The organism is Rhizobium sp. CECT 9324, from assembly GCF_918741265.1.
GTDB lineage: Bacteria > Pseudomonadota > Alphaproteobacteria > Rhizobiales > Rhizobiaceae > Allorhizobium.
The window spans coordinates 2,168,021-2,192,976 of the sequence record NZ_CAKKMZ010000001.1 but is presented as its reverse complement, the minus strand read 5'-3'; the positions used below and the strand labels follow the sequence as shown (position 1 = coordinate 2,192,976).

Annotated in this window: 23 protein-coding genes and 1 tRNA gene; 12 read left to right on the top strand and 12 right to left on the bottom strand. The window is 61.4% G+C overall.

Features of this window, described 5'->3' with window-relative positions:
- Window positions 1–55 precede the first annotated feature (55 nt).
- Window positions 56–1,174 carry an alanine dehydrogenase gene (gene ald, locus LQ231_RS10865; protein WP_230171328.1) on the bottom strand — a complete coding sequence of 373 codons (1,119 nt, stop codon included), beginning with the start codon at window positions 1,172–1,174 and terminating at the stop codon, window positions 56–58.
- 157 nt (window positions 1,175–1,331) lie between these two features.
- Here ald and LQ231_RS10860 point away from each other — a divergent pair, with 157 nt between their 5' ends.
- The 4 genes from LQ231_RS10860 (at window position 1,332) to LQ231_RS10845 (ending at window position 4,917) form a co-directional block, all read left to right on the top strand.
- Window positions 1,332–1,793: an Lrp/AsnC family transcriptional regulator gene (locus tag LQ231_RS10860; protein WP_113141117.1), complete on the top strand. Its 462-nt coding sequence runs from the start codon at window positions 1,332–1,334 to the stop codon at window positions 1,791–1,793.
- Between the two features lie 95 nt (window positions 1,794–1,888).
- A complete protein-coding gene (locus LQ231_RS10855) occupies window positions 1,889–2,224 on the top strand; it encodes a PilZ domain-containing protein (protein ID WP_230171327.1) in 336 nt (111 codons plus the stop codon).
- Between the two features lie 237 nt (window positions 2,225–2,461).
- Window positions 2,462–2,818, top strand: coding sequence for a PilZ domain-containing protein (locus LQ231_RS10850; RefSeq protein ID WP_230171326.1), 357 nt, complete (start codon window positions 2,462–2,464; stop codon window positions 2,816–2,818).
- 113 nt (window positions 2,819–2,931) lie between these two features.
- Entirely contained in the window at window positions 2,932–4,917 is a 1,986-nt protein-coding gene (locus tag LQ231_RS10845; RefSeq protein ID WP_230171325.1) for a bifunctional 2',3'-cyclic-nucleotide 2'-phosphodiesterase/3'-nucleotidase, read from the top strand.
- 102 nt (window positions 4,918–5,019) lie between these two features.
- Here the strand turns inward: LQ231_RS10845 and LQ231_RS10840 are convergent, their stop codons facing one another.
- Entirely contained in the window at window positions 5,020–5,979 is a 960-nt protein-coding gene (locus LQ231_RS10840) for a LysR family transcriptional regulator (protein ID WP_230171324.1), read from the bottom strand.
- A gap of 128 nt (window positions 5,980–6,107) precedes the next feature.
- On the opposite strand from LQ231_RS10840, the gene LQ231_RS10835 reads away from it, so the two are divergent.
- Complete coding sequence (locus LQ231_RS10835; RefSeq protein ID WP_230171323.1) at window positions 6,108–6,722, top strand: NAD(P)H-dependent oxidoreductase; 615 nt, start codon at window positions 6,108–6,110, stop codon at window positions 6,720–6,722.
- Window positions 6,723–6,775: 53 nt separating this feature from the next.
- Here the strand turns inward: LQ231_RS10835 and LQ231_RS10830 are convergent, their stop codons facing one another.
- From LQ231_RS10830 to LQ231_RS10820, 3 genes are all read right to left on the bottom strand, one after another.
- Complete coding sequence (locus LQ231_RS10830; RefSeq protein WP_230173316.1) at window positions 6,776–8,032, bottom strand: GGDEF domain-containing protein; 1,257 nt, start codon at window positions 8,030–8,032, stop codon at window positions 6,776–6,778.
- A 90-nt stretch (window positions 8,033–8,122) separates the two neighbouring features.
- Window positions 8,123–11,320, bottom strand: a complete 3,198-nt coding sequence (amt, locus tag LQ231_RS10825) for an ammonium transporter (RefSeq protein WP_230171322.1) — start codon at window positions 11,318–11,320, stop codon at window positions 8,123–8,125.
- Window positions 11,321–11,478: 158 nt separating this feature from the next.
- Window positions 11,479–11,802 carry an HlyU family transcriptional regulator gene (locus LQ231_RS10820; protein WP_113141111.1) on the bottom strand — a complete coding sequence of 108 codons (324 nt, stop codon included), beginning with the start codon at window positions 11,800–11,802 and terminating at the stop codon, window positions 11,479–11,481.
- Window positions 11,803–11,959: 157 nt separating this feature from the next.
- On the opposite strand from LQ231_RS10820, the gene LQ231_RS10815 reads away from it, so the two are divergent.
- Window positions 11,960–12,964, top strand: coding sequence for an alpha/beta hydrolase (locus LQ231_RS10815; RefSeq protein WP_230171321.1), 1,005 nt, complete (start codon window positions 11,960–11,962; stop codon window positions 12,962–12,964).
- Here LQ231_RS10815 and ilvA read toward each other — a convergent pair.
- Window positions 12,957–14,207 carry a threonine ammonia-lyase gene (gene ilvA, locus LQ231_RS10810; RefSeq protein ID WP_230171320.1) on the bottom strand — a complete coding sequence of 417 codons (1,251 nt, stop codon included), beginning with the start codon at window positions 14,205–14,207 and terminating at the stop codon, window positions 12,957–12,959. The two genes, LQ231_RS10815 and ilvA, sit on opposite strands and share 8 nt — an antisense overlap.
- 98 nt (window positions 14,208–14,305) lie before the next feature.
- Between ilvA and LQ231_RS10805 the strand changes: the two genes are divergently transcribed.
- Both LQ231_RS10805 and LQ231_RS10800 read left to right on the top strand, forming a co-directional pair.
- Window positions 14,306–15,760, top strand: a complete 1,455-nt coding sequence (locus tag LQ231_RS10805; protein ID WP_230171319.1) for a TrkH family potassium uptake protein — start codon at window positions 14,306–14,308, stop codon at window positions 15,758–15,760.
- Window positions 15,761–15,900: 140 nt separating this feature from the next.
- Window positions 15,901–16,500, top strand: coding sequence for a hypothetical protein (locus LQ231_RS10800; RefSeq protein ID WP_230171318.1), 600 nt, complete (start codon window positions 15,901–15,903; stop codon window positions 16,498–16,500).
- Window positions 16,501–16,554: 54 nt separating this feature from the next.
- On the opposite strand, the gene LQ231_RS10795 is transcribed toward LQ231_RS10800, so the two are convergent.
- From LQ231_RS10795 to LQ231_RS10785, 3 genes are all read right to left on the bottom strand, one after another.
- Window positions 16,555–17,373: an ABC transporter permease gene (locus tag LQ231_RS10795; protein ID WP_230171317.1), complete on the bottom strand. Its 819-nt coding sequence runs from the start codon at window positions 17,371–17,373 to the stop codon at window positions 16,555–16,557.
- Window positions 17,370–18,158 carry an ABC transporter ATP-binding protein gene (locus tag LQ231_RS10790; protein ID WP_230171316.1) on the bottom strand — a complete coding sequence of 263 codons (789 nt, stop codon included), beginning with the start codon at window positions 18,156–18,158 and terminating at the stop codon, window positions 17,370–17,372. The genes LQ231_RS10795 and LQ231_RS10790 overlap by 4 nt, the downstream gene beginning before the upstream one ends.
- Window positions 18,159–18,363: 205 nt before the next feature.
- Window positions 18,364–19,383: an ABC transporter substrate-binding protein gene (locus tag LQ231_RS10785; RefSeq protein ID WP_230173315.1), complete on the bottom strand. Its 1,020-nt coding sequence runs from the start codon at window positions 19,381–19,383 to the stop codon at window positions 18,364–18,366.
- A gap of 331 nt (window positions 19,384–19,714) precedes the next feature.
- Between LQ231_RS10785 and LQ231_RS10780 the strand changes: the two genes are divergently transcribed.
- Window positions 19,715–20,758, top strand: a complete 1,044-nt coding sequence (locus LQ231_RS10780; protein ID WP_230171315.1) for a bifunctional helix-turn-helix transcriptional regulator/GNAT family N-acetyltransferase — start codon at window positions 19,715–19,717, stop codon at window positions 20,756–20,758.
- 33 nt (window positions 20,759–20,791) lie between these two features.
- Here LQ231_RS10780 and LQ231_RS10775 read toward each other — a convergent pair.
- The 3 genes from LQ231_RS10775 to wrbA all read right to left on the bottom strand — a co-directional run bounded on the left by LQ231_RS10775 (window position 20,792) and on the right by wrbA (window position 21,984).
- A tRNA-Leu gene (locus LQ231_RS10775) sits at window positions 20,792–20,876 on the bottom strand.
- Window positions 20,877–20,955: 79 nt separating this feature from the next.
- Entirely contained in the window at window positions 20,956–21,216 is a 261-nt protein-coding gene (locus LQ231_RS10770) for a PilZ domain-containing protein (RefSeq protein ID WP_230171314.1), read from the bottom strand.
- A gap of 171 nt (window positions 21,217–21,387) precedes the next feature.
- Entirely contained in the window at window positions 21,388–21,984 is a 597-nt protein-coding gene (gene wrbA, locus LQ231_RS10765) for an NAD(P)H:quinone oxidoreductase type IV (RefSeq protein WP_230171313.1), read from the bottom strand.
- Between the two features lie 266 nt (window positions 21,985–22,250).
- Between wrbA and LQ231_RS10760 the strand changes: the two genes are divergently transcribed.
- The 3 genes from LQ231_RS10760 to gpt all read left to right on the top strand — a co-directional run bounded on the left by LQ231_RS10760 (window position 22,251) and on the right by gpt (window position 24,902).
- Entirely contained in the window at window positions 22,251–23,036 is a 786-nt protein-coding gene (locus LQ231_RS10760) for a competence/damage-inducible protein A (RefSeq protein WP_230171312.1), read from the top strand.
- Between the two features lie 141 nt (window positions 23,037–23,177).
- On the top strand, window positions 23,178–24,020 hold the full coding sequence (locus LQ231_RS10755; protein ID WP_230171311.1) for a universal stress protein: 843 nt from the start codon (window positions 23,178–23,180) through the stop codon (window positions 24,018–24,020).
- 384 nt (window positions 24,021–24,404) lie between these two features.
- Window positions 24,405–24,902 (top strand): xanthine phosphoribosyltransferase, encoded by a 498-nt coding sequence (gene gpt / locus LQ231_RS10750; protein ID WP_113143936.1) that lies wholly within the window; start codon window positions 24,405–24,407, stop codon window positions 24,900–24,902.
- Window positions 24,903–24,956 lie beyond the last annotated feature (54 nt).

Genomic DNA, 24,956 nt, shown 5'->3' with positions numbered 1-24,956 from the left:
AATCAAACGCTGCAGACGTCACGCTGGGTAAGGTGACTGGAGAGATCCTTAGCCCTTACGCAACGTTCAGCAGGGATTCTGCGGCGACTGCCGGATAGCCGAGCGCGTCGGCCACCGGCTTGTTGGTAATGCGACCCTTGTGCACATTCAGGCCATTGCGCAGATGACGGTCCTCGGCAATCGCCCGCATGCCGCGATCGGCCAGCGCCAGACCATGCACCAGCGTCGCGTTGTTCAGCGCATGGGCGGAGGTGACAGGAACCGCACCCGGCATGTTGGCGACGCAGTAGTGCACGATGCCGTCAACCTCAAAGGTCGGGTCGGAATGGGTCGTGGCATGCGACGTCTCGAAGCAGCCACCCTGGTCGATGGCGACGTCGACGATGACCGCGCCCTTCTTCATGCCGGTGAGCATTTCGCGGGTGACCAGCTTGGGTGCCGCAGCGCCCGGGATCAACACGGCGCCGATGACGAGATCGGCGGAAAACACTTCCTGCTCGAGCGCATCGATCGTCGAATAAACGGTGTGAATGCGACCGGCAAAGAGGTCATCGAGCTGGCGCAGCCGCGGCAGCGAACGGTCGAGTATGGTCACATCGGCACCGAGGCCGACAGCCATGCGGGCGGCATGCAGGCCGACGACGCCGCCGCCGATGACTGTGACCTTGGCCGGCAGCACGCCCGGCACACCGCCCAGCAGGATGCCGCGACCGCCATGGGCCTTCTGCAGCGCGGTGGCACCGGCCTGGATCGCCAGACGTCCGGCGACTTCCGACATCGGTGCCAGGAGCGGCAGGCCACCCCGCTCGTCGGTCACGGTCTCATAGGCAATGGCGGTGACGCCCGATGCGAGCAGACCCTTGGTCTGTTCCGGATCCGGCGCCAGATGCAGATAGGTATAGAGGATCTGGCCCTCGCGCAGTTGCACCCATTCGGATGGCTGCGGTTCCTTGACCTTGACGATCATGTCGGACTTTTCGAACACGTCCTTGGCGGAGGCGGCAATCCTTGCGCCGGCTGCGATATAGGCATGGTCGTCTGCGCCAATGCCGGCGCCAGCACCCGTCTCAATCAGAACGTCGTGACCATGCGCCACATATTCGCGCACCGCTCCGGGCGTCAGCCCCACACGATATTCATGGTTTTTGATTTCCTTCGGGCAACCGACACGCATACAGCGTTCCTCTCCATTTCGGCGGCTGAGCCGCGCCTTCAACAAGGGTTGAATTGAACCATTCTTGCCGACGAATGTCCTTGCAAAATGGGTTTGCCAGTCGGCCAAGTTTCGCAGATAATTGCACCATATCGACCCATCTTGAGGAATTCTTCGAATGTCATCCCTCGACAGCATCGATCTTGCCATCCTGAAGGCTCTGCAGGAGAACGGACGGATGACCAATGCTGACCTGGCCGAAAAAGTCGGCCTGTCGGCATCCGCCTGTTCGCGGCGCCACGACATGCTGGAAAAATCCGGGGTGATCAGCGGTTATCATGCCCGCCTGTCGCACAAGGCGATCGAGTACAAGATGATGGTCATCGTGCATATCTCGCTGTCGGGCCAGTTCGCCAAGACGCTGACCGAATTCGAAGCCGCAGTGAAGCGCTGTCCGAATGTCCTCGTCTGTTACCTGATGTCGGGCGAATACGACTATATCCTGCGGGTCGCCGCCAAGGATCTCGAAGACTATGAGCATATCCACAGGGACTGGCTGTCCGCCCTTCCCCATGTCGTGAAGATCAATTCGAGTTTTGCGCTGCGCGAAATCATCGATCGTCCCAATGTGGGACTGTAAAATCAAAGGTTGCGAAAAATCCTAACGATTGGATTCAATCGGTTCTTACGATTCGGCGTTACGGTGGATCCGGTATCAATGGCTGGAACACTCGAATGAGCAACTCTCTCGACATGGATGTGCGCAAATCCCAGAGAAGCAGGTGTCGCGTCGACAGTCGCGTACGCCATCTGAAGCAGGAAGCGGATGGCCGGATGATCAATATTTCCCGGACCGGACTTGCACTCGAACTCTACAGCCAGCTTCATGCCGCAACCGGCAGTTCGGTGGTCATCGAGAGCGATGATATCGGTCTGATCGAAGGCACCGTGCGCTGGAACCGGGGCGGAAGGCTGGGCATCCAGATCAAGCAGAACAGCAATTCCCTGGCCAAGCTGGCAGCCTATTTCCGCAATTTCCACAAGGAAGTCCGGCCGGTCTTGACGCGCTGATCGCGCCAGACGCCACCACATGTCAGCGTCGAAAAGATGGATGCGTCGCTATCCATCTTTTTTGCGATTCAGCGAAAACCCCTGTCAGTTTACGGTAAAATCACCCTCTCGGAGGCCGAATACCTGATTTTTGCTAGGTAAAAATCTCGCATTTTAACGAGATTACCCAGATCCTGTTCATCCGCATCACCAACCTTGGCCGCATTTCTTTCATTCCTTTTCATGGAGCGATTAGACATGCTTGCTGCCACACGTCAGGACAGTTTCAGCGCCAGCCAGGACGGACGTCAGACCCAGCGCATCCGCTGTCGATTCAAGGGCACGCTGGACTATCTCAGCCAGCAGATCGACATCCGCGTCATCGACATTTCCCGCACCGGCATGGCGCTGCAACTGGAAGGCTGGATCGAGGCCAAACGCGGCAGCACGGTCACCGTCAGGACTACGGAACTTGGCCTGATCGAAGGCACGGTGCGCTGGTACCGGGCCGGCAAGATGGGGCTGGAATTCGCACAGACCAGCAATACCCTTGCGCAGATCTCCGCCTATTTCCGGCATTTTCACCGGGACCCGGCGAATACACCCGGGCGGTAGGCTGTTTGGCAAAGGCTTGGGGAGATCACACCCCTGTCATTTTCGGGGTGCAACTGTTCTGAAACCGACCTAAACTCCTCGACTTTCAAGACGGTATTTCTGAAGGAGCCCCCATGTCATCATTCGACCTGCATCCGATCTCGCGCCGTTCATTGCTCGGCGGCCTTGCCGCCACGGCCGCTCTGGTCACCCTGCATCCCTTTGCCGCCCGAGCCAATGGCAGCCAGGCGCATCTGCGGCTGATGGAAACCACGGATATCCATGTCAACGTGATGCCCTACGACTATTATGCCGACAAGCCGAACGACACGATGGGTCTGGCCCGCACCGCCTCGATCATCGACCAGATTCGTGCCGAGGCCGGCAATGCGCTGCTGATCGACAATGGCGATCTGCTGCAGGGCAATCCGATGGGCGATTACATGGCCTACAAGAAGGGCATGAAGGCGGGCGACCTGCATCCGGTGATCAAGGCGATGAACGTGCTCGGCTATGATTGCGGCACGCTCGGCAATCACGAATTCAACTACGGCCTCGACTTCATGTTCAACACGCTGGGCGGGGCCAATTTCCCGATCGTCTGCGCCAACCTGACCAAGGGCGCGCTGGCGGCCGATCCCAAGCTGGATGAGCTGCATTTCAAGCCCTACGTCATTCTGGACAAGATGATCCGCGACGGATCCGGCGCGGAAAGCCCGATCAAGATCGGCTTCATCGGCTTCGTCCCGCCACAGGTCATGGTCTGGGACGCGAAGAACCTGGAAGGCAATGCCCAAACACGCGACATCGTCGAGGCTGCGCGCGCCTGGGTGCCGCGGATGAAGGAGGAAGGCGCCGATCTCGTGATTGCGCTGTCGCATTCCGGCATCGACGGCCATGGCCAGAGCGAGCGCATGGAAAACGCCTCGCTCTATCTCGCCGGCGTCGAAGGCATCGATGCGATCTTCACCGGCCACCAGCATCTGGTCTTCCCCGGCCCGAAGGATTTCGTCGACGTGCCCGGTGCCGATCCGGTCAAGGGCACGCTGCTCGGCAAGCCCGCCGTCATGGCCGGCTTCTGGGGCTCTCACATGGGCCTGATCGATCTGCTCCTGGAGAAAGATGGAAACAGCTGGAAGATCGTCGACTTCACCTGCGAAGCCCGGCCGATCTCGCATCGCGACGAAAACAAGAAGGTGGTCGCTGACGTCAAGGACAAGCCTGAGGTGGTGGCCGCGGTTGCCGGCGAGCATCAGGCAACGCTCGACTATGTCCGTACCCCGGTCGGCAAGACCGCGGCACCGCTCTATTCCTATTTCGCCCTGGTCGCCGACGACCCGTCGGTGCAGATCGTCTCGATCGCCCAGACAGCCTATATCAAGGACATGCTGAAGGATGGCGATCTGAAGGACCTCCCGGTGCTGTCGGCCGCCGCTCCCTTCAAGGTTGGCGGACGCGGCGGTGCCGATTATTTCACCGACGTTCCGGCCGGCGACATCGCCATCCGCAATGTCGCGGATCTCTATCTCTACCCGAACACGATCCAGGCGGTTGCGATCACCGGCGAGCAGGTGAAGAACTGGCTGGAAATGTCGGCTGGCATCTTCAACCAGATCACAGCGGGCTCCAAGGACGCCGCATTGATCAATCCGGACTTCCCGTCCTACAATTACGACGTGATCGACGGCGTCACCTATCAGATCGACCTGAGCAAGCCGCCGCGCTACGACAAGGACGGCAAGGCGATCCATCCGGAATCAAGCCGCATCGTCAATCTGCAGTTTGCCGGCCATCCGATCGATCCCGGCCAGCGCTTCGTCGTGGCGACCAACAACTACCGCGCCGGTGGCGGCGGCAAGTTCCCGGAGATTGCCGGTGACAAGGTCGTCTTCGTCGGTCCGGACACCAATCGCGACATCATCGTGCGCTACATCGTCGAACAGGGCACGATCGACCCGCAGGCTGACGGAAACTGGTCGTTCGCACCGCTGGCCGACACCACCGTCACCTTCGAGACCGGCCCCAAGGCACGCGACTATCTCGCCGCCATCAAGGGGGCAAAGATCGAGGATGCCGGCGACGGCGTGGATGGCTTCGCCAAGTTCCGCCTGACACTCTGACAGCGCCGAACGGCACAATAGCAAGAGCCGCAGCCAGGCCCGCGCCCGATCAGAGCGCGGGCTTTTTATCTGCTTGGATCAAGACCGTTTCATGGAGTCGATTCAAGCCGGTACGGCCAAGACTTCGTGTCGCATGTCCGGAACAATGACGGACAAATCGGACGGGCAGTTGGACAGGCGCTCGCGAAACGCGCCGATCATCCAGCTTGCAGCCGGCCCCGGCGGGTTGGCTGTCTTGCGGATCGCATAAAGATTGTAGGAGCCTTGCTCATAGGCTTCCAGATCGAGCTGCACCAACTGACCGCTGATCAGATCGTCGCGGATCACCGAGGCCGGCAAGCCTCCCCAGCCGAGCCCCCTTCGAAGCAACTGGTGCTTGGTCGCGATGTCACTGACCCGCCAGGTCTTGTAGGACAAGACGTTGAAGTCTCTCCCGACGGTCAGTTCGGAGGCATCGCTGACCACCAGTTGCACCTCCTCGCGCACATCGGCCAAGGTCAGCGGCCGGTTCAACAAGGCCAGCGGATGGTCGGCTGTGGCGACCGGCAACAGATAATTGTGGCCGATGCGTTCGACCAGCAGCGAATCGTCCTGCCTGAGCAGCGCGCCGCCGATGCCGATCGTCGATCGGCCGTTCATCACCTGTTCCATGATCCGGCCGAGCTCGCCGACTTCCAGCCGAAGCGATACGGACGGAAATGTGTCGCGAAATTCCTTCAGCACCGAAACCATGACTTCGGTCGGGACCATGACGCTGATGGCCACGGAAACCTCGGCCTCGAGCCCCTGTTTCATGCTGGTTGCGCGTGCGCGCATGACCCGCAGGTCGCTGACGATGCGACGCGCATCGGCCAGCATCGCCGTGCCCGCTTCCGACAGTTTCGGCTGACGGGCGCCGTTGCGCTCGAACAGGCTGACGCCGAGCTGCGTCTCGAGATTGCCGATCGTGTAGCTGATCACCGACTGCGCCCGGTTGAGCTGCCGGGCAGCGGCGGAAAAGCTGCCGGCATCGGCAACAGCGAGGAAAACCTGCAATTGGTCGAGTGTGGGATTCGCGTCCATGGGCCATCCAATTATTCGATACTATCGATCGACATTATCACAGTTTTATCGATGACCAAACGTAACTATCTGATGGTCACGGCGGCGTGTCCTCCAGACGCCGAACGCAACGATCAAGGAACATTCCCATGTCTTCCATTCTTCTCATCACCTCCAGCCCGCGCGGTGCGGACTCGCTTTCGAACACGGTTGCCACCGACCTTGCGAACAAGCTGAGCGCCCAGACCGGTGCCGCTGTCGTCAAGCGCGATCTGGCAACGAATTCGCTTGATCACGTCGATGGCACCTTCACCGCCGCGATCCGCAAGCCAGCCGCAGACCGCAATGCCGCCGAAGCCAAGGCCGCCGCCGTTTCCGACGCACTGGTCGGCGAACTGCTTGCCGCCGACACGATCGTCATCGGCACCGGCCTGATCAACTTCAACATCTATTCGTCGCTGAAGACCTGGATCGACCATGTCGCCCGTGCCGGCCTCACCTTCACCTACACGGAAAACGGCCCTGTCGGCCTTGCCACCGGCAAGAAGGCCTACCTGGTTCTGGCCTCCGGCGGCGTCTACTCGTCGGGCCCGGGCGCGCCGATGAACCATGCCGAGCCCTACCTGAAGACCGTCCTCGGCTTCATGGGCATCGAGCTGGTCGAGACGATCTATGTCGAAGGCCTGGCCTATGGTCCGGAAGCCGCCGAAAAGGCCGTTGCCGCAGCCCATGCCAAGGCCGCAGAGCTGGCGCTGGCCGCCTGATCGTCCGCAGTTGCGTTCGAAATGAAGATCCGGCGACAGGTTCGCCGGATTTTTTATGCCTCTTGATGGCCGATGACGCGATTGCGGCCGTCGCTCTTTGCGCGATAGAGCCTGACATCGGCCACGGACAGGACGGCATGCAGGCTTGTGCCGTCGGCCGGCGCGGTTGCCACACCCATGCTGATCGTGATCGTCTCGCTATCCGGATTGCGGATCACGTCGGCAACACGCTTGCGCAACCGGTCTGCGATCCGCATCGCTTCCTCGTGCCCAAGGTCCGGCAGGACGAGAACGAATTCCTCACCGCCATAGCGGAAAACGAAGTCCTGCGGCCGAACGGCCTTGGTCATGGCTTCGGCAATTTGTTTCAGCAGATCGTCGCCAACCAGGTGACCGAATCGGTCGTTGATCTGCTTGAAGTGGTCGATGTCGATGATCACGATGCTCGCCGGCTTGTTCTGGCTCAGCGCCAGGGCGAGCAGCCGCGGCGCCTCGATCTCCATGCGGCTGCGATCCAAAAGGCCGGTCAGACCATCGCGTCCGGTGCGCGCCAGCAGATCCTCATAACGCTCGCGAAAGGTCAGGTCGTGGAAAACATCGCGAACCTTGCGCTGGCGGCCCGCCAAGCGGCCCTGGCTGAAATAGACCTGATAGAGTGCGAACAATGCCGAATAGATCAACACGGCGACCATCTTCGCCTTCAGACCGCCCCAGAACACATCGGCCGGCGCGTCATACAAAAGGTTCAGCAAGACAAAAAAGCCAACCTGGTCAAAGGCCAGGATCACCGTGCCGCAGATGGCAAACCGCAACACGGTGCGCCGCGGCAGCCAACGGCCAAGCCGCTCGTACAGCAGGATGATGCCGATCGAATCGAGATAGAGCAGCGTCGTGCCCCAGACCATCAGGGCACCCATGTTCTGCAGGAAACTGAAATCGGCTCTCTGGTTTGCCGTCGGCTCGATGCTGTAATGCAGCAGCAGCAACTGGGCGATTGCCAGGGTCACGAGATTGCCGAGGAAGAGACCATAGATCGGCTGGCGAACCGTCGATGCATCCTCCTTGATGTAAAGCATCAGGATCATCATCAGCTTGCCGGCAAAGAAGATCGAGGAGCCGGGCGAAACGATGCCGAACGGCAGGGAGACGTAGAAGACCGCGGCCAGGTAGGTTTCGACGAAATGCATGACGCCAAGTGCGGTCAGGAAGACACCGAGCCCGATCTGGGTGCGCAGGTGCAGCAGTGCCGTCATCAGGGCGAAATACAACACCGCCTCGGCAACAAAAAGAACCAGATTCCACATTTCCATGGCCATGCCCTGCGTCACGCTTTGAAAGCCAAGTCGGCTTCCCATGTCATTTCCCGCATCGCTGATCCGTCGGATGCCACGATGTCGTCGTCACGCCCCAAGGGACAACGGCCGGATCAGCTTAGAGGTCTGAGATCCGTTCGCGAATCTCCGCTCCGTGCCCGTGCCGGTACGCATAGCGAAGCTTGCAACCTTTTGCAGTTCAGCCGCAATGTCAGGCGACACTATTTTTGGTGCTTCAGCCACCGGGACCGGGCGACCGAGCAGATAGCCCTGCAGTTCCTCGCATCCGGCGGCCGCCAGATAGAGCGCCTGGTCCAGTGTCTCGACACCTTCCGCCACCACACTCATACCCAGACCGCTCCCGAGGTCGATTACCGAGCGAACGATGGCATTGGCCGTCTCTTCCGTGCCAAGTGCGGTGACGAAGCTGCGGTCGATCTTGATCACGTCGAAGGGATAACGGCTCAGGTAGCTGAGGGAGGAATATCCAGTTCCGAAATCATCGAGTGCGATCCGGAAGCCGAGATGTTTCAGGTGGCTGAGGATCGACAGCGCCCGGTCGTCGTCATCGATCAGCACGCTTTCGGTGATTTCGAGCTCGAGCATCTGCGGGCTGACGCCGTGGCGCGCCACGCTGTGGCTCAGTTCGGCGAGGAAATCGGGATGGCGGAACTGGACCGGCGAGACGTTGACGCTGACATGCAGGTCCGCCGGCAGCGCTGCCAGCAGGCGGCAGGCCTCGGCCAGAACCCAGGCTCCGAGTGCGACGATCTTGCCCGAGACCTCCGCCACGGGGATGAAGTCGTTCGGCTGGACCATGCCACGTTCCGGATGGTTCCAGCGCACCAGCGCCTCATAACCCGAAATCTGGGCCGTGGCGGCCTTGACCCGTGGCTGGAGATAAAGCTCGAATTCGCCATTGGCCAGTCCGCGTTCGATATCGGCTTCCAGGGCGCGGCGCTTCTCGATCAGTTCGTCCATGCCGTCCCGGAAAATCCTGAACGTGCTGCGGCCGGATTTCTTCGCATGATACAGTGCCACGTCGGCGCGACCGATCAGTTCCTCCAGCGTGGCCGCATGCTCGGGGCACAAGGCACCACCGACGCTGACGCTGCATTTGATCAACTGGCCCTGTCCTGTGTCGAAGGGCTGGCGGAAAGCTGCGACCAGACGCCGGCCGAAGTCCTCGACCTGCGTCTTGAAATGGGTATTGGCGAGAATGATGGCAAACTCGTCACCGCCCAGGCGTGCCGCCAGATCGCGCGGACCGAGCGCTTGGCTCAAACGGCGCGCCGCCTCGCGGATCACTTCGTCGCCGGCTGGATGACCATGCAGATCGTTGACATCCTTGAAGTGATCGAGGTCGACAAGGACCACGGCGCAACCCCAATGACTGGTGGCGCGCTCGACATGTCGGGCAAGCGTCTCGGTAAACAGCGTGCGGTTGGCAAGTCCCGTCAGCGGATCATGCTGGCCCAGATGCCGGATGCGCTGTTCGACGGCCTTGCGCTCGCGCAGATCGACAAGGCAGCTGATGCGGATCTTGCGTCCGCGATATTCGATATTGCGGCCGCGCGCCTCGATCGGGATCTCCTGGCCGTCCTCACGCACGACGGTGAATTCCCGCAGCACATCATGGTCCGGATCAGGGTCCTCCGTCAGGCGCCTTCGTCCCTCTTCATCGACCAGGTCGCCGATCGAACGGCCAATCATCTGGTCCAGAGGCAGACCGATCAGATGCTCGAGCTGTTCGTTGCCATCGATGATCAGGCCATTCTCATGCATGACAATGGCCTCGAACGTGGCATTGGCGAGCGCCGCCACCCGGTCGGATTCCTCCTGGTCGCGGATCATCGACTGCAACGCGTTGCGGCTGTGTTCTTCCTGCTGGATATTGTCCATCAGGCTGTTGAACAGGCGCGTCAGCTTTTCGGCCTCGTCGCCCGGATCGACCGTCAGCCGATGGCTGAGATCGGAGGTGCCTCTGACGAGTTCGGACAGGGCATCCTCGACATGGCCGACGCCAAGGCGTGTTCCATGTTCGGCAATATTGAGCCCGAGCTCCTCGACGGGAGCCGATACACGGATATGGATCATCCGGTCGAGCGCATAAAAGAACGCATAGCCCAGACCGAAGGACCAGTAGAAATTCAGCGCCGAACCGAAGACCTGCACATAGAGCTGGCCGAACCGGCTGCCGGCTGGCAGATGCTCGACCGGCGCCAGAAGCGCCAGCGCCAAGGTGCCGGCAACGCCGGCAAAAGCATGCACGCCAATCGCCCCGACAGCGTCATCAACCTTCAGATACTCTTCGACGAATTGGTTGCCGTAGACAGCAACGGCTGCGCCCAGCGCGCCCACCAGCAACGCACCGCCCGGCTCCAGAATATGACAGCCCGCCGTCACTGCCACCAGCGCACCCAGCATGCCGCATAGCGATTTTTCCGGCAGGACCACGCCGTCCTGCTTGAAGCCCAGGAGGTAACCGACGCAGGTACCCATGCCGCCGGCGAGAACCGTGTTCATGATGATCGGCGCCACGTCGAGCGACGCCTTCAGCGTCGAGCCGCCATTGAAGCCGATCCAGCCGAAGAACAGAATCAGCGCGCCGCTTGTCGACAGAACAGGATTGTGACCTGCGATGCGGACCGGCCGGCCATTGGCGTCAAACCGACCAAGCCGCGGCCCGAGCACCATGCAGGCGGCGAGCGAGATCCAGCCGCCGGTGGCATGGACCACTGTGGAGCCGGCGAAATCGACGAAACCGAGATTGGCGAGAAAGGCACCGGAATTCGGCCCCAGCGCCGTGCCCCAAGTCCAGTGGACAAAAACCGGATAGATCAGCGCCGACAGGACGATCGAACCGAAGACATAGGCAACGAGTTTCATGCGTTCGGCAACGGCGCCCGAGACGATCGTCGCGGCCGTGCCGCAGAACATCACCTGGAAGACGAAAAAGCCGGCAACCCAGCTATCGGTTTTCTGCAGGAAAAACAGGTCGCCATCGATCCCGATCGGCAGCCAGCCGCTGTCGCCGAAGGCGAGCATGAAGCCGATGGCGGCAAAGGCCACCACGCCGAAAACGAAATCAAGCAGATTCTTCTGAGCGACGTTGATCGAATTTTTCGAGCGGACCATGCCGGCTTCGAGCAGCAGGAAGCCGACCTGCATCATCATGACCATGCCGGACGCCGCCATCAACCAGGACAGATCCGCCGGGTTGTAGACCGTGGCCGGATCGGCTTCGCTGGCAAGCGACGGCGTCGCGGCAACAGCGGCAAGCACTGCTGCGATGCAAAGGGCAAAAAGACCTGACTTATTAATCAAAAAATGGGGAAACACTTAGCGAACCCGGAAAATTGAGCCAGGTCCATTTGATGTCAGAGGATTTAAGAATGCGTGAGGAGGGTAAGCCTTTTTTCACCAAAGGAAGGATTTTTTCCTCAGGCGCTGCGCTTTTCTTCGCCATCGGAAAACAGCGCCGCGCCGTTCTGATCCACGATCTGGTGCGCCTTGCGGAAGGTGCATTCGAGCGCATCATCCAGGGAGCTGAAAACGTCGGCACGAATGAATGTACGCTCCAGCATGCGGCCGGAAACCTCCTTCACGATGCGGCCGGCCAGTCGATACTGGCCACCTTCGCGGATCGGCTCGGCATGGATGAGGCAGTCCTTATAGACCTGCGGCTCGGCAACGGGGGCCTGAGCGGCGCCTTGCGTGGAACCGCCGGTGAAGATCGAAAGGATGCGTGCGATAATCGATGTCATGTCCGCTCGATAGCACAGCTCGCGCCGATGAGAAAGCCGATGTGGCGAATTGCGCAAGGCCTGGGCGATGATACGAAGCGATCACATGCCCATCCGGGTCTAACCCCGCTAGACTTCCGTCCCGGCATGGGAGAGGCTGGTGCGGAGGACACTATCGATGAGACTGTTCATGGGTTTTCTGGCTGGCATACTGGTCATCGTCGCCATGCTTTTCATCGTCTACCGGCTGCCGCCACGGCTCGATCTCGAACGCGAGGCGGCTTTTGCCGCCGGCCAAGGCCTCAATGATCAAGGCATTGATGAGGTCGAAGCCTATCTGACCGCGGCCGAATCGCGTTTTCCCCGTCTGCGCAAGGGTCTCGGCAAACAGGTAATCTGGGCCGATCCGGCGGTCAAAGCGAAGACCGCCCTGTCGGTGATCTATATCCACGGCTTTTCCGCCTCGTCCGGCGAACTTCGCCCCCTGCCCGATCTCGTCGCCAGGGCGCTCGGTGCCAATCTCTTCTACGCGCGCCTTGCCGGCCACGGGCTCGACGACCCTGATGGCCTGGGACAGGCGACACTGAGTGATTGGACCGCCGATATGGCCGAGGCTCTGGCGATCGGTCGCGTGCTGGGCGACAAGGTCGTGGTGATCTCGACCTCGACCGGCAGTTCGCTGGTGACCTGGGCGCTGGCCCGCCCTGCCCTTGGCCGGGATATCGCGGCCACGGTGTTCATCTCGCCCAACTACGGCCTGCGGATCTTCGGCAGCTTTCTGCTCACCGGTCCCTTCGCCAGGCCGCTTGCCCATATGCTGATCGGCGCGCGGCGCGGATTCGAGCCGGTCAACGAACAGAATGCCTTCAACTGGACGACCGACTATCCGGTCGAGGCGCTGATTCCGATGGCGCAGGCCGTGAGATTGGCGCAGCATACCGACGTCAACGCGATCAAGGTGCCGGCGTTGTTCGTCTATTCGCCGCAGGACAAGGTGGTCAGTCCCGATGCCACGGCCGCCGTTGCCGCCCGCTGGGGCGGACCACATGCGACCTACGATCCGGGGCCGACCGGTGATGCAAACAACCACGTGATCGCCGGCGACGTCTATTCGCCGCAGACCAGCCAGCCGGTCGCCGACCATATCCTCGCCTGGCTGACAGCCTTGCCGGGCATCAGATGATCAGGTTCGCCAGGATCTCGTTTTCGGTGATATCCTCGAAACCGAGACCGGCCTGATCGAAACGGGCAAAGAGGTCGGCGAAATTTTCGCGTCTGCCGGTTTCGATGCCGATCAGGATCGAGCCGAAATTGCGGGCCGATTTCTTCAGATATTCGAAGCGGGCGATATCGTCTTCCGGGCCGAGTAGGTTGAGGAAATCGCGCAAGGCGCCCGGACGCTGCGGCAGGCGCAGGATGAAATATTTCTTCAGTCCTGCATGGCGCATCGCCCGTTCCTTGACGTCCGGCAGGCGATCGAAATCGAAATTGCCACCCGAGACGACGGCGACAATGGTCTTGCCGGCAATGCGTTCCGGCGGCAGCAGATCAAGCGCCGCGATCGACAGGGCACCGGCCGGTTCGAGCACCACGCCTTCGACATTGAGCATCTCGGTCATGGTCACGCAGATGGCATTTTCCGGCACGATCACCACCTGTTCGGGGCGAAAATGCCTGAGTGCCGCAAAATTGTGATCACCAATGCGCGCGACGGCTGCACCATCGACAAAATTGTCGACCTTGGGCAGCGTCACCACGGCACCGGCTTCGAGGCTGCGGCGCAGGCTGGGCGCGCCGGCTGGTTCGCAAAAGACCATGTTGTCCACGGCCACGCGATCCGCCAGATAGCCGGTCATGCCGGAGGAAAGACCACCACCGCCGACCGGCATGACAACCAGATCCGGCGTCACGCCTTCGGGCAATTGCTGGACCATCTCGGCCGCCACGGTCGCCTGGCCCTCGATGATGTCGTCATGGTCGAAGGGCGGCACCATATAGCCGCCGATCGCCTCGACATGCTCGCGGGCCGCCGCATAGCACTGGTCGAAAATATCGCCGAACAGGCGGATGGTGATGAATTCGCCGCCGAAGGTGCGGGTCTTGTCGATCTTCTGCTGCGGTGTCGTCACCGGCATGAAGACGACGCCCTGCACGCCGAAATGGCGGCAGACAAAGGCAAAACCCTGGGCGTGATTGCCGGCAGAGGCGCAGACAAAGGTCGTGCTCGCCGGACTTTCGCCGACGATCTTGCGCAGAAAATTGAACGCGCCGCGAATCTTGTAGGAGCGGACCGGGGTCAGGTCTTCGCGCTTGAGATAGATATTGGCCCCGTAACGTGCGCTCAGGTGATCGTTGAGCTGCAGGGGTGTTTCGGGGAAAAGGCCACGCATGGCTTCCAGCGCGGTCTCGACTTCCTGTGGCGTCACGGCGTCCATCCGTTGAATTTTGATCTGCCTCCCGCTATGGCATAGACATCAGGCACTGACAAAGCTTCTTTGCAGCGCAACCAAACGGAAGAAATTCCTTGAATACCAATCTCCTGCGCACGCTGGTCTACATCGCCGCTCTCTGTGGTCTCTATCTCTCGACCGCAATGCTGGTCCCGGCGATGGTCGATCTCTACTATCGCGACGACAACTGGTCGGTATTCACCGTATCGGCGGCCATGGTCGGCGGCATCTCGCTGACGGCGGCCATGGCGACGCGCGGACCGCCGCCTGCGTTTTCCAAGCGCATGGGCTTCCTGCTGGTCAATGTGCTCTGGGCCGTGTTTTCCGTGGTCGGTGCCATCCCGCTCTATTTCGCCGATCTCGACCTGACATTCGCGCAGGCGCTGTTCGAATCGATTTCCGGCATCACCACGACGGGATCGACCGCGATCAGCGGTCTCGACAACATTGCGCCGGGCATCCTGATGTGGCGCTCGCTGCTTGCCTGGCTCGGCGGTATCGGCATCGTCGCCCTCGGTCTCTTCGTCCTGCCGTTCCTGCGCGTCGGCGGCATGTCTTTTTTCAAGATGGAATCGTCGGATACCGGTGACAAGCCTTTCGCCCGGCTCGCCACCTTCACCCGCGCCTTCATGGCGGTCTATGTCGGCATCACGCTCGCCTGCACCATCGCCTATGACTTCGCCGGCATGAGCCATTTCGATGCGATCAATCATGCCTTCACGACCGTGGCGACGGCCGGATTCTCGACCCATGACGTGTCGTTCGCCTATTTCGACAACCATGCCATTCTGTGGATCTCGACCTTCTTCATGACGGTCTGCAGCCTGCCGTTTTCGATCCTGATCGTCTTCGTCATCCGTGGACGGCTCGATGCGTTGCGTGATCCGCAGATCTTTATCTTCCTTGGCTATCTTGTTGCATTCGCGCTGGCCGGCGGGATCTACAACCATCTGCGAAACGGCATTCCGCTGCCCATCTCCCTGACCCATTCCTTCTTCAACTTCTCCTCGATCCTATCGACCACGGGTTATGCCAGCGAGGACTATACGCTGTGGGGGCCTTTTGCCGTCACCGCCGCCTTCTTCGCCACCTTCATGGGCGGCTGCTCCGGCTCGACCGCCGGCGGCATCAAGGCCTACCGGTTCGTCATCCTATTCAACCTGATCGTCACGGGCCTGAAAAAGCTGATCTATCCGAATGCCATCTATTCGGTGCGCTACGGCAACCAGACCGTCGATTCGGAAACCCAGCGCGCGATCTTCCTGTTCTTTTCCGCCTACATATTCATCTGGGTGATCGGCAGCATGGCCATGGCGCTGCTCGGCTATGACTTCGCTACGGCGACATCGTCGGTGATCACGGCGCTGTCGAATGTCGGACCCGGCATCGGGCCGTTGATCGGCCCGGTCGGCAATTTCGCCATGATGAACGACCCGGAACTCTACGTCCTGTCGCTGGCCATGCTGCTGGGCCGCCTCGAGGTCCTGACCATGCTGGTGCTCCTCGTGCCGATCTTCTGGCGGTCCTGATCGCTGCCTTGGTGTCGGCCAACTTGCCGGTACATTGACCGGTCCGGTGGCGGAAAACCGCCATCGATCTTACCGCAAACTTGACGGCTGAGCCTGGATCTTTCCAAACTCGACCGATGCGCCGGATGCAGGAGAATCACATGACCGTCTCGAAACTCGCCCGTCTGTCCCAAGTGACGGCCGCGCAGATGATCGCCCTGATGCTGGCGGCGACAGTCGAGGCCGGCCCGCTGCTCGACGGCGCCAGCGAGGCCGAGCGCAAGGCGGCAGCGGGCGACGCGCGCGGCGCCTTTATCGGCCTGCATCAAAGCATGGCAAAGTTTTCGGCGAGCCTGCCGCTTACCGTACCCCGCGCGCTGTTCGTCAGTGAAAAGCCGACCGGTTACGGCGCCTACACACCGAAAAAGGAACCGATCTTTGACAGCGGCGAAGCGCTGATCACCTATCTCGAGGTGGTCGGGCTGCAATGGCGCACGCTGGAGGATGGCCGCAAGCAATCGAATTTCAGCGTCGATCTGGAACTGAGCGACGACAAGGGCAAGACGCTGGCATTGAAGAAGGATTTCGGCAGCTTCACCTTCACCGGCCATGTCGAGGCGCAGGAGATCTACACCCACCTGACGCTCGATGTCGCGGGGGCGGTGCCCGGCGCCTATATCCTGCGCTACACCGTCAACGACATCATCGCCGAGCGTTCGACGCCGTTCGAGCAGCACTTCACCGTCAGCGACAAGAAATAGCGCCGCAAACCTTCCGCGCGGCCGGGCAGCCGCGCAGATCCCGTGCGCCAGCCCTCAGTTGGCCATGGTCGAGCGATGCGCCCAGCCGGTCATGCGGCGCTCGATCCAGGCCATCAGCGCATACATGGCGATGCCCTCGATCGCGAGCATCATCAGGCCGGAAAAAACCAGCGGCACGTTGAACTGGCTCTGGGCGGAACTCATCATGTTGCCGAGCCCGTAATTCGAGGCGACGGTTTCCGAGACAACCGAACCGACAAAGGCCAGCGTCACGGCAATCTTCAGCGAGCCGAAGAAATAGGGCATCGAACGCGGAATGCCGACCTTCAGCATGATGTCGATCTTCCTGGCGCCCAGCGCGCGCAGCACGTCCTCGGTCTCCGGCTCGATCGTGGCAAGCCCTGTCGCTACGTTGACGACAATCGGGAAGAAGGAAATCAGGAAGGCGGTCAGCACCGCCGGCACCGTGCCGATGCCGAACCAGATCACCAGGATCGGTACCAGCGCCACCTTTGGGATGGCGTTGAAGCCGATCATCAAGGGATAAAGCCCGGCATAGATCGTCTTCGACCAGCCGATGAACAGGCCAAGACCCAGACCCGCCACAACCGCGATCAGGAAGCCGAGCGTCGTGGTGTAGAGCGTCTGCAGCGAGTTCTTCCAGATCGGCGACCAGTATTGCACGATCGCCTCGAACACCCGCGTTGGCGCCGGTAGCAGCGTCTGCGGCAGGGCAAAGACGATGACCGCGAGCTCCCAGATGACGAAAAGCCCAAGCGTGTAGAGGAAGGGTGCCGCCCGCACCCAGTTGATCCGCTGCGAGAGCGGCTTGACCACCGGCCGGCTCGGCACAGTCTCTGATGTCACGCTCATGCCACCACCCTCGCCTTTGCGATCTCGCCATGCAGCACATGCACCATGTCGTTGAACGCGCCGTCATACATCAGGTCGATGTCGCGCGGCCGCGCGAAGGGCACGGTATGTTCCTTGACGACCCGGCCGGGCCTCGCACTCATCACGAAGATCCTGTCGGCGAGAAACACCGCCTCGCGCAGGTCATGTGTGACGAGCACGATCGTCACCCCTTGCGCCGCATGCAGGTCACGGATCACGCACCAGAGCTCCTCGCGGGTAAAGGCATCGAGCGCGCCGAAGGGCTCGTCGAGCATCAGAAGTTCCGGCTCGTGGATCAGCGCCCGGCAGAGATTGGCGCGCTGCTGCATGCCGCCCGAAAGCTGCCAGGGGAATTTCGAGCCGACACCCTTCAACCCGACGATCTCGAGCAGGTTTTCCGCCTTCTCGACATATTCCTTCTTATTTGCCCGCAGCCGGTGGCGATGGCGCTCGACGATCTCCAGCGGCAGGAGGATGTTTTCCAGCGTCGTGCGCCAGGGCAGCATGGTCGGATTCTGAAAGGCCATGCCGACGATCGAGACCGGTTTCGTCACCTGCTGGCCGCCGACGATCACGACACCGGCCTGCGGGATATGCAGGCCGGTCACCAGCTTCATCAGTGTCGACTTGCCGCAGCCGCTTGGCCCGACCACCGCGGCGAACTCGCCCTTGGCGACGCGCATCGTCAGGCCGGAGACGGCCAATGTGCCATCCGCGCCGCCATAACGCATGTCGACATTGTCGATGGAAACGAGGTGGGACATGGAGGCTTCTCTCTGTGGGTCACGTGTGCTTGGGGGGCGGGTTGCCGGGGCGACTGCCCCTCATCCGCCCTGCCGGGCACCTTCTCCCCGCTTGCGGGGAGAAGGAGACTCGTGGCGGCCTCTCCGCCTCCCTCCGGCCTTGAGCGGGGCACGTCCCCTCGCCCCGTTTTACGGGGAGAGGGTTAGGGTGAGGGGCAGACCTCGGTTACGGCAGCATGCGCTCTTCCTTGGCCGGCAGGAACGCGGCGTCGAACACCTGTTCGGCCTTGACCGCGCCCTTCAGGCCCATCGACACTTTCAGCGTCTCGATCGAGGCGGCAAGCCTTGCCGGATCGACGCCGCCGAAGCCGTTCTCGATGACGTAGGGCGTCTTTATGTTCATGGCATTGGCCATTTCAAGACGTTCCTTCTCGATCTCCGGATTGAGCGTCTCGTTGCGTTTCAGGACGGCAGCCACGCCCTCTTCCGGATTGGCGACCGCATCGGCAAAACCCTTGGCCAGGGCCTTCAGGAAGCCCTTGACCGCGTCCGGGTTCTCGGCGGCGAAATCGGTGTTCACCAGAACGCTGTTGCCATAGAGGTTGAGGCCATGTTCGGCCATCAGGATGGTGGCGATATCGTCCGCCGGCACGCCCTGCGCCTTGAGGTTCAGGATGACCGAGAAGGCGAAACCGAAGACGGCATCGACGTCGCCCTTGGCGAGCATAGGCTCACGCACCGGAAAGCCGATGCTCTCGATGGTGATCTTGCTGTCGTCGATCTTGGCGACTTCCTTGAAGGCCTTCCACTGGGCAAAGGCACCATCCGGCGGCGGGGCGCCGAGCTTCTTGCCTTCCAGCGATTTCGGGTCTTCGGTGACGCCGAGCGCCTTGCGGCCAACGACCGCAAAAGTCGGGCGCTCATAGACCATCATCACGGCCTTGATCTTCTGGGCCGGATCCTCGTCGAGGAACTTGATCAGCGAATTGATGTCGCCGAAGCCCATCTGATAGGCACCGGTCGCGACCCGCGGGATGGCCTCCACCGAGCCATTGCCGCTATCGATGGTCACATCGAGGCCTTCGGCCTTGAAATACCCCTTGTCGAGCGCCAGCAGGAAGCCGGCGGCAGGACCCTCGAACTTCCAGTCGAGGGTGAACTTGACTGCCGTTTCGGCATGGGCGGCCGTCACCGGCAGGACCAGTCCGGCGGCAAGGCCCATTGCGGCCGATACGCCGACCGACATGGCAGTGGACCTGACAGTGGACAGGGCAGCGGACAGAACCGTCGCTGCGAAAGTGCGTCTCTTGATCATCAACCCATGCTCCCCGTTTTTGGTGTTCTGCCCATCAAAAACAAGTTTGTGCTGCAGCGCAAGCAAAGATTGCTCAAACTTTCGTCAATTTTTGGACTGATTGTTTTTTGATCATTTCACGGATGCCGGCAAGGTGCCGTCAAGATCCGGCCCGTGCCTGGCCGAGCGCACAATCCTGCCGCAACCGGCATCGAACGGGCTTGAAGTTCGACGGGGTCCCTGGCAATATGGTTGCATCAGTCAACCATTTTGGACGCCACGCATGACGATCACTACCCCCACGACCGTGGAAACCGTGCGTTCCGCCGCGCGTGCCCTTGTGCGCCGGCTCGGCTTTCTTGGCGACGACCTGGCCGAAAGCGGCCTGCCGGCATCGGCCGTTCACGCCCTGATCGAGATTGGCGCAGCACAGCGCCAGGCACGCCGCCTCACGGCGAAGGACCTGCGCTGCCTGCTCAAGCTTGAAAAATCCAGCGTCAGCCGGATGTTGCGCAAGCTGGTCGAGGCCGGACTGTTGCAGGAACAGCCGGACATCGAGGATGCGCGCGCCAAGCAGATTTCGCTGACACCGTCCGGTGCGGCCAAACTGGCGCAGATCGATGCCTTTGCCCGCCGGCAGGTCGAAACCGCCCTCGCCCGGCTGACGCGGCCACAGGGCGAGACTGTTGTGCAAGGGCTGCAGCTCTATGCCGACGCCCTGTCGCAGGAGGCGGAGGATCTGCGCTCATCCCTTTCGCCCACGTCGCCCTTGCCCCTGCAGCTGGCAGACATCGCCACCGGCTACCGACCGGGGCTGATCGGCCGTTGCAGCGACATGCATGCGCGCTACTATGCCCGCACCGTTGACTTCGGCCGGGAATTCGAAGCCATCGTCGCCACGGGCCTGTCGGAATTCTGCGGCCGCATCGATCATCCGGACAATGAAATCTGGACTGCCATCGCGGCCGAAAAGATCGTCGGCACGATCGCGATCGACGGCGAGGACCTGAACAGACAGGCCGCCGCCAGCCATGCCCCCGGCAATACCTCTGGCGACACCGCAGGCGATGCCCGCCGCATCGCCCATCTGCGCTGGTTCATCGTCGACGACGGCCAGCGCGGCAGCGGGCTGGGACGACGTCTGCTGAGTGCCGCCCTTGCCTTCGTCGATGCCCGGGATTTCGCCGAGACCCATCTCTGGACCTTCCGCGGCCTCGATGCAGCCCGCGCCCTCTACGAGGCGCACGGGTTTTCCCTCACGGAAGAAACGCCCGGCCGGCAATGGGGCCGCGAGGTGATGGAGCAGAAATTTGTCAGGGTGAGATAGATCCGCACGGGATGAATATGCGTTGCGATCACCTGGTGCGGGCGGCGGGGGTCGAACCCGCACAGCCGAGGCCGAGGGATTTTAAGTCCCTTGCGTCTACCAGTTTCGCCACGCCCGCATCCGTGCCTGTTTCATCCACTTGACGTTTTTCGTCAAGGGTCGTTGGTCACGTCGCGGTACACTGTGGTCAGTCTTTGTCAGTTCACCTTGCGATCGGTGAATTCCACGCCCAGTTCGCGCGCAGTGCGCCAACGAACATGGCAGTCATGGGGGGTGCCGTCTTCGAAGCGAAGGCGGAAATCCGCGGGAATGTCGGCCGTCGATTCGAACTGAACCTTGGCGCCGGCGCGCGAGAGATTGCGAACCATGCAGTCAAAGGTCGAATATCCGCCGGCGAGGATGACGCGGCCGGACTTGAGCGCGCGTGTGCGGGGCTCTTCTCGTCGTTCCTGTTCCATGGCAAAGGCACCTCATCTTCCTGTTGTGCGCCTTACCTATCGCAGATTTGGTTCAATCCTTGATGAAGCCAATATGTCGGATTTTAACGATCCGGTGCCGGCCCGAGAAAAAGGGCAGCACAAAAAAGGGCGGGAATGACCCCGCCCTTGCATTCGTCGGAGTTTCGCCGATCAGGCCAGCTTGGCGGCGAGCTTGGCGACATGTGCGCCCTGGAACTTGGCGGCTTCCAGTTCGATCTCGGAAGGCTGGCGCGAACCATCGCCATCGGTGATCGTCGAGGCGCCGTAGGGCGAACCACCCTTGACCGCTTCAACACCCATCTGGCCCTGGAAGGCATAAGGCAGGCCGGCGACGACCATGCCGTGGTGCAGGAAGGTCGGGATGAAGCCGAGGATGGTGGTTTCCTGGCCGCCATGCTGGGTGGCCGACGAGGTGAAGGTCGAGCCGAGCTTGCCGACAAGCTTGCCGGAGAACCACAGGCCGCCGGTCTGGTCCCAGAAATTGCGCATCTGCGAGGCGACCGTGCCAAAACGGGTGCCGGCGCCAACGATGATCGCATCGTAATTGGCCAGTTCGTCCACCGTGGCAATCTCGGCCTTCTGGTCCATCTTGAAATGCGAGGACTTGGCGACCTCTTCCGGAACCAGTTCCGGAACGCGCTTGACGGTGACGTCGGCACCGGCCGACTTGGCGCCTTCGGCAACGGCATAAGCCATGGTTTCAATGTGACCGTAGGACGAATAGTAGAGAACCAGAACCTTAGCCATGACGTATCTCCTGTTGGACTGTTGGCAGAATGGTGTTGACTGTCGCTGCACCGGCGGCGCGGCGCATCGTGTTTCGATGGTCCTGATGTAACGCAATCCACCACGCTGACCAGCCATGCCGACAGGAACGCAGTGTTCACTCAAAATGCACTTACGCTTCTCAGAACGTTCACAAAGCGCTAGATTTGCCGATCTGCTGCCCACAACAGCACGTTCGGCCCCGGGTGTGTCCCGGGGTCTCGCCCCACCAGACTGACAGGATCTCCATGAGCCCCACGATCAAGACCGCCGGCATGCTCGCCATCGGCGACGAACTTTTGTCCGGCCGGACCAAGGACAAGAATATAGGCCATCTCGCCGATCTTCTGACGGTAGCCGGCATCGACCTTAAGGAAGTGCGGATCGTCGCCGACGAGGAGGACGCCATCGTCGAGGCGCTCAATGCGCTGCGCCAGCGCTACGATTACATCTTCACCTCCGGCGGTATCGGCCCGACCCATGACGACATCACCGCAGACAGCGTGTCGAAGGCCTTCGGCGTGCCTTGCGTGCACGATCCCGACGCGATGATGCTGCTCGGCACCATGTATGCGGCGCGCAACATGGATTTCACCGAATCGCGCCAGCGCATGGCCCGCATGCCGCAGGGTGCCCGCCATATCCCCAATCCGGTGTCGACCGCCCCCGGCTTCATCATCGGCAATGTGCATGTCATGGCCGGCGTGCCGCAGGTCTTCCAGGCGATGATCGCGCATGTGATCGAAACCCTGCCGACCGGCACCAAGGTGCTGACCCGCGCCATCGTCTGCCCGTTCGGCGAGGGCGATATCGGCACCTTGCTCGGGCAGATCCAGAAAGCCCACCCGCTGACCTCGATCGGCTCCTATCCGCAATTCGACGGCAAGCGCTTTTCGACCGAGCTTCTGGTGCGCGCCCGCGACGAGGCCGTTCTGGATGCGGCAGCGGCCGATGTCGCGGCCATGGTCGTGCAGATTGCCGCAGAAAAGGACGCCCTGGCGAAGCGCGATCTCGGCACCGGCGAAGTCGCCTGACGACGGCGCCTACTCGTGATCCGCGTTCAAGAATCAGTGTTCTATTTTTCGCGGCTTGACCGAAGTCAAAGCGGAACTTGATCTTGACGCGCATCGTTTTCTCATGCGGACATTGCATAAGGACCGCGTGAGGAGACGACCATGGGTTATCGTACACTTCTTGCCATATTGGACACGCCGAACACGACGAAGCAGGTCACCGATTTTGCGGTGGCGCTCGCCAACCAGTTTCAGTCGCATGTGATCGGCGCGCATGCCGAGGCGATTGCCATGGTGCCGCTGGTGGCGCCGATGGAAATTCCGGATCCCGCCACCATCCAGGCGCTGCAGGACATGGCGCATCAGGAAACCGAGAGCGTCGAGGCGCTGTTTCGCGCGATTGCCGTGCGCGAAGGCCTGTCGCATGAATGGCGCAGCTTCGTCACGTCGGCCGGCCTCAACTCCGCCGCCCTGATCGACAGCGCGCGCTCGACCGACCTCGTTGTCGCGCCGCAGGGCGAACACGGGCTCCTGTCGGAAAGCCGCGCCGAGCTCGAAAGCTTCCTGTTTGAAAGCGGTCGGCCGGTGCTTCTCATTCCCCACATCCTGAAAACGCCCAAGCCGATCAAGCGGGTGATGGTCGCCTGGAACGGCTCGCGGGAAGCGGCGCGCGCAACCTTCGATGCCCTGCCCTTTCTGAAGGCTGCCGACGAGGTCGAGGTGTTCAGCGTCGATCCGCCGGAAAACAGCATCCAGACGGCCGCCGTCGCCGGTGCCGAGATTGCCGCCACCCTCGCCCGCCACGGCGTCAAGGTCACCGTGGCAACGTCCGAGCAAAGCGGATTGTCGCCGGCTATGGCGATTGAAAACCGGCTGTCGGACAGTTCCATCGACCTCCTGGTCATGGGCGCCTACGGCAACAAGCGCTGGTGGGAAGTGCTGTTTGGCGGCGTCACCCGCACGGTGCTCGATTCGATGACCGCGCTGACGCTGCTGTCGCGCTAGAGCAATTCCAGCAAAAGTGGGAACCGGTTTTGCGTCCGGAATTGCGTAAAAACAAAGAGATAGAGCATTGAAGGCGACTCCGTTTTCGCCGGAAATGCTCTAGCTGTCTCCGGCGGCAAAATGGCCGGGCCTTGCCATGCGGCAGGGATTCCGGCTAATAGCAGCGGCCAAAGACCAGTGCCCGATCAGGGCGGCATTCGCGCGGTATCGCGGGGTTCAAGAAGTGTCTGCGGCTATCCTATAGATGGCGCTTTCCTTTCGGATTCCCTAACCGCGCGAAACGTGTTTTGCGGCAGGCCCGACAACACGAATGCCCGCCCCGGCTCCGGTTTTGAACGCCGCCTCTGTCGGCGCCCGAAAATCTCGTCTGCGGAGCCTTGCGACATGTCTCTTCCCGATAAAGCCTTTCCCGTTTCCTGGGACCAGTTCCACCGCGACGCGCGTGCGCTTGCCTGGCGCCTTGCCGGTCTCGGCCAGGAGTTCCGCGCCATCGTCTGCATCACCCGCGGCGGCCTGGTGCCAGCGGCGATCATCTCACGCGAACTGAACATCCGCCTGATCGAAACGGTCTGCATCGCTTCCTATCATGACTACGTCAACCAGGGCGAAATGAACCTTTTGAAAGGCATCACGGCCGAACTGATGACCGATGGCGGCTCCGGCGTACTCGTCGTCGACGACCTGACCGATACCGGCAAGACGGCGCTTGAAGTGCGCGCCATGATGCCGAAGGCGCATTTCGCCTGCGTCTATGCCAAGCCGAAGGGCGTGCCGACGATCGACACCTTCGTCACCGAAGTCTCCCAGGACACCTGGATCTATTTCCCCTGGGACATGGGCTTCACCTATCAGGAGCCGATCGCCAAGGGTTCGAAGGGCTGACGGCCTAGGCACCTACATGCTGCAAAGCCCGCGTCGCCGCGGGCTTTGTCGTTT

Excerpts from the sequence above, each read along its gene's own strand:
- ald (WP_230171328.1), bottom strand. The coding sequence starts at position 1,174 with ATGCGTGTCGGTTGCCCGAAGGAAATCAAAAACCATGAATATCGTGTG.
- LQ231_RS10860 (WP_113141117.1), top strand. The coding sequence starts at position 1,332 with ATGTCATCCCTCGACAGCATCGATCTTGCCATCCTGAAGGCTCTGCAG.
- LQ231_RS10855 (WP_230171327.1), top strand. The coding sequence starts at position 1,889 with ATGAGCAACTCTCTCGACATGGATGTGCGCAAATCCCAGAGAAGCAGG.
- LQ231_RS10850 (WP_230171326.1), top strand. The coding sequence starts at position 2,462 with ATGCTTGCTGCCACACGTCAGGACAGTTTCAGCGCCAGCCAGGACGGA.
- LQ231_RS10845 (WP_230171325.1), top strand. The coding sequence starts at position 2,932 with ATGTCATCATTCGACCTGCATCCGATCTCGCGCCGTTCATTGCTCGGC.
- LQ231_RS10840 (WP_230171324.1), bottom strand. The coding sequence starts at position 5,979 with ATGGACGCGAATCCCACACTCGACCAATTGCAGGTTTTCCTCGCTGTT.
- LQ231_RS10835 (WP_230171323.1), top strand. The coding sequence starts at position 6,108 with ATGTCTTCCATTCTTCTCATCACCTCCAGCCCGCGCGGTGCGGACTCG.
- LQ231_RS10830 (WP_230173316.1), bottom strand. The coding sequence starts at position 8,032 with ATGGAAATGTGGAATCTGGTTCTTTTTGTTGCCGAGGCGGTGTTGTAT.
- LQ231_RS10820 (WP_113141111.1), bottom strand. The coding sequence starts at position 11,802 with ATGACATCGATTATCGCACGCATCCTTTCGATCTTCACCGGCGGTTCC.
- LQ231_RS10815 (WP_230171321.1), top strand. The coding sequence starts at position 11,960 with ATGAGACTGTTCATGGGTTTTCTGGCTGGCATACTGGTCATCGTCGCC.
- LQ231_RS10800 (WP_230171318.1), top strand. The coding sequence starts at position 15,901 with ATGACCGTCTCGAAACTCGCCCGTCTGTCCCAAGTGACGGCCGCGCAG.
- LQ231_RS10795 (WP_230171317.1), bottom strand. The coding sequence starts at position 17,373 with ATGAGCGTGACATCAGAGACTGTGCCGAGCCGGCCGGTGGTCAAGCCG.
- LQ231_RS10790 (WP_230171316.1), bottom strand. The coding sequence starts at position 18,158 with ATGTCCCACCTCGTTTCCATCGACAATGTCGACATGCGTTATGGCGGC.
- LQ231_RS10785 (WP_230173315.1), bottom strand. The coding sequence starts at position 19,383 with ATGTCGGTCGGCGTATCGGCCGCAATGGGCCTTGCCGCCGGACTGGTC.
- LQ231_RS10780 (WP_230171315.1), top strand. The coding sequence starts at position 19,715 with ATGACGATCACTACCCCCACGACCGTGGAAACCGTGCGTTCCGCCGCG.
- LQ231_RS10770 (WP_230171314.1), bottom strand. The coding sequence starts at position 21,216 with ATGGAACAGGAACGACGAGAAGAGCCCCGCACACGCGCGCTCAAGTCC.
- wrbA (WP_230171313.1), bottom strand. The coding sequence starts at position 21,984 with ATGGCTAAGGTTCTGGTTCTCTACTATTCGTCCTACGGTCACATTGAA.
- LQ231_RS10760 (WP_230171312.1), top strand. The coding sequence starts at position 22,251 with ATGAGCCCCACGATCAAGACCGCCGGCATGCTCGCCATCGGCGACGAA.
- LQ231_RS10755 (WP_230171311.1), top strand. The coding sequence starts at position 23,178 with ATGGGTTATCGTACACTTCTTGCCATATTGGACACGCCGAACACGACG.
- gpt (WP_113143936.1), top strand. The coding sequence starts at position 24,405 with ATGTCTCTTCCCGATAAAGCCTTTCCCGTTTCCTGGGACCAGTTCCAC.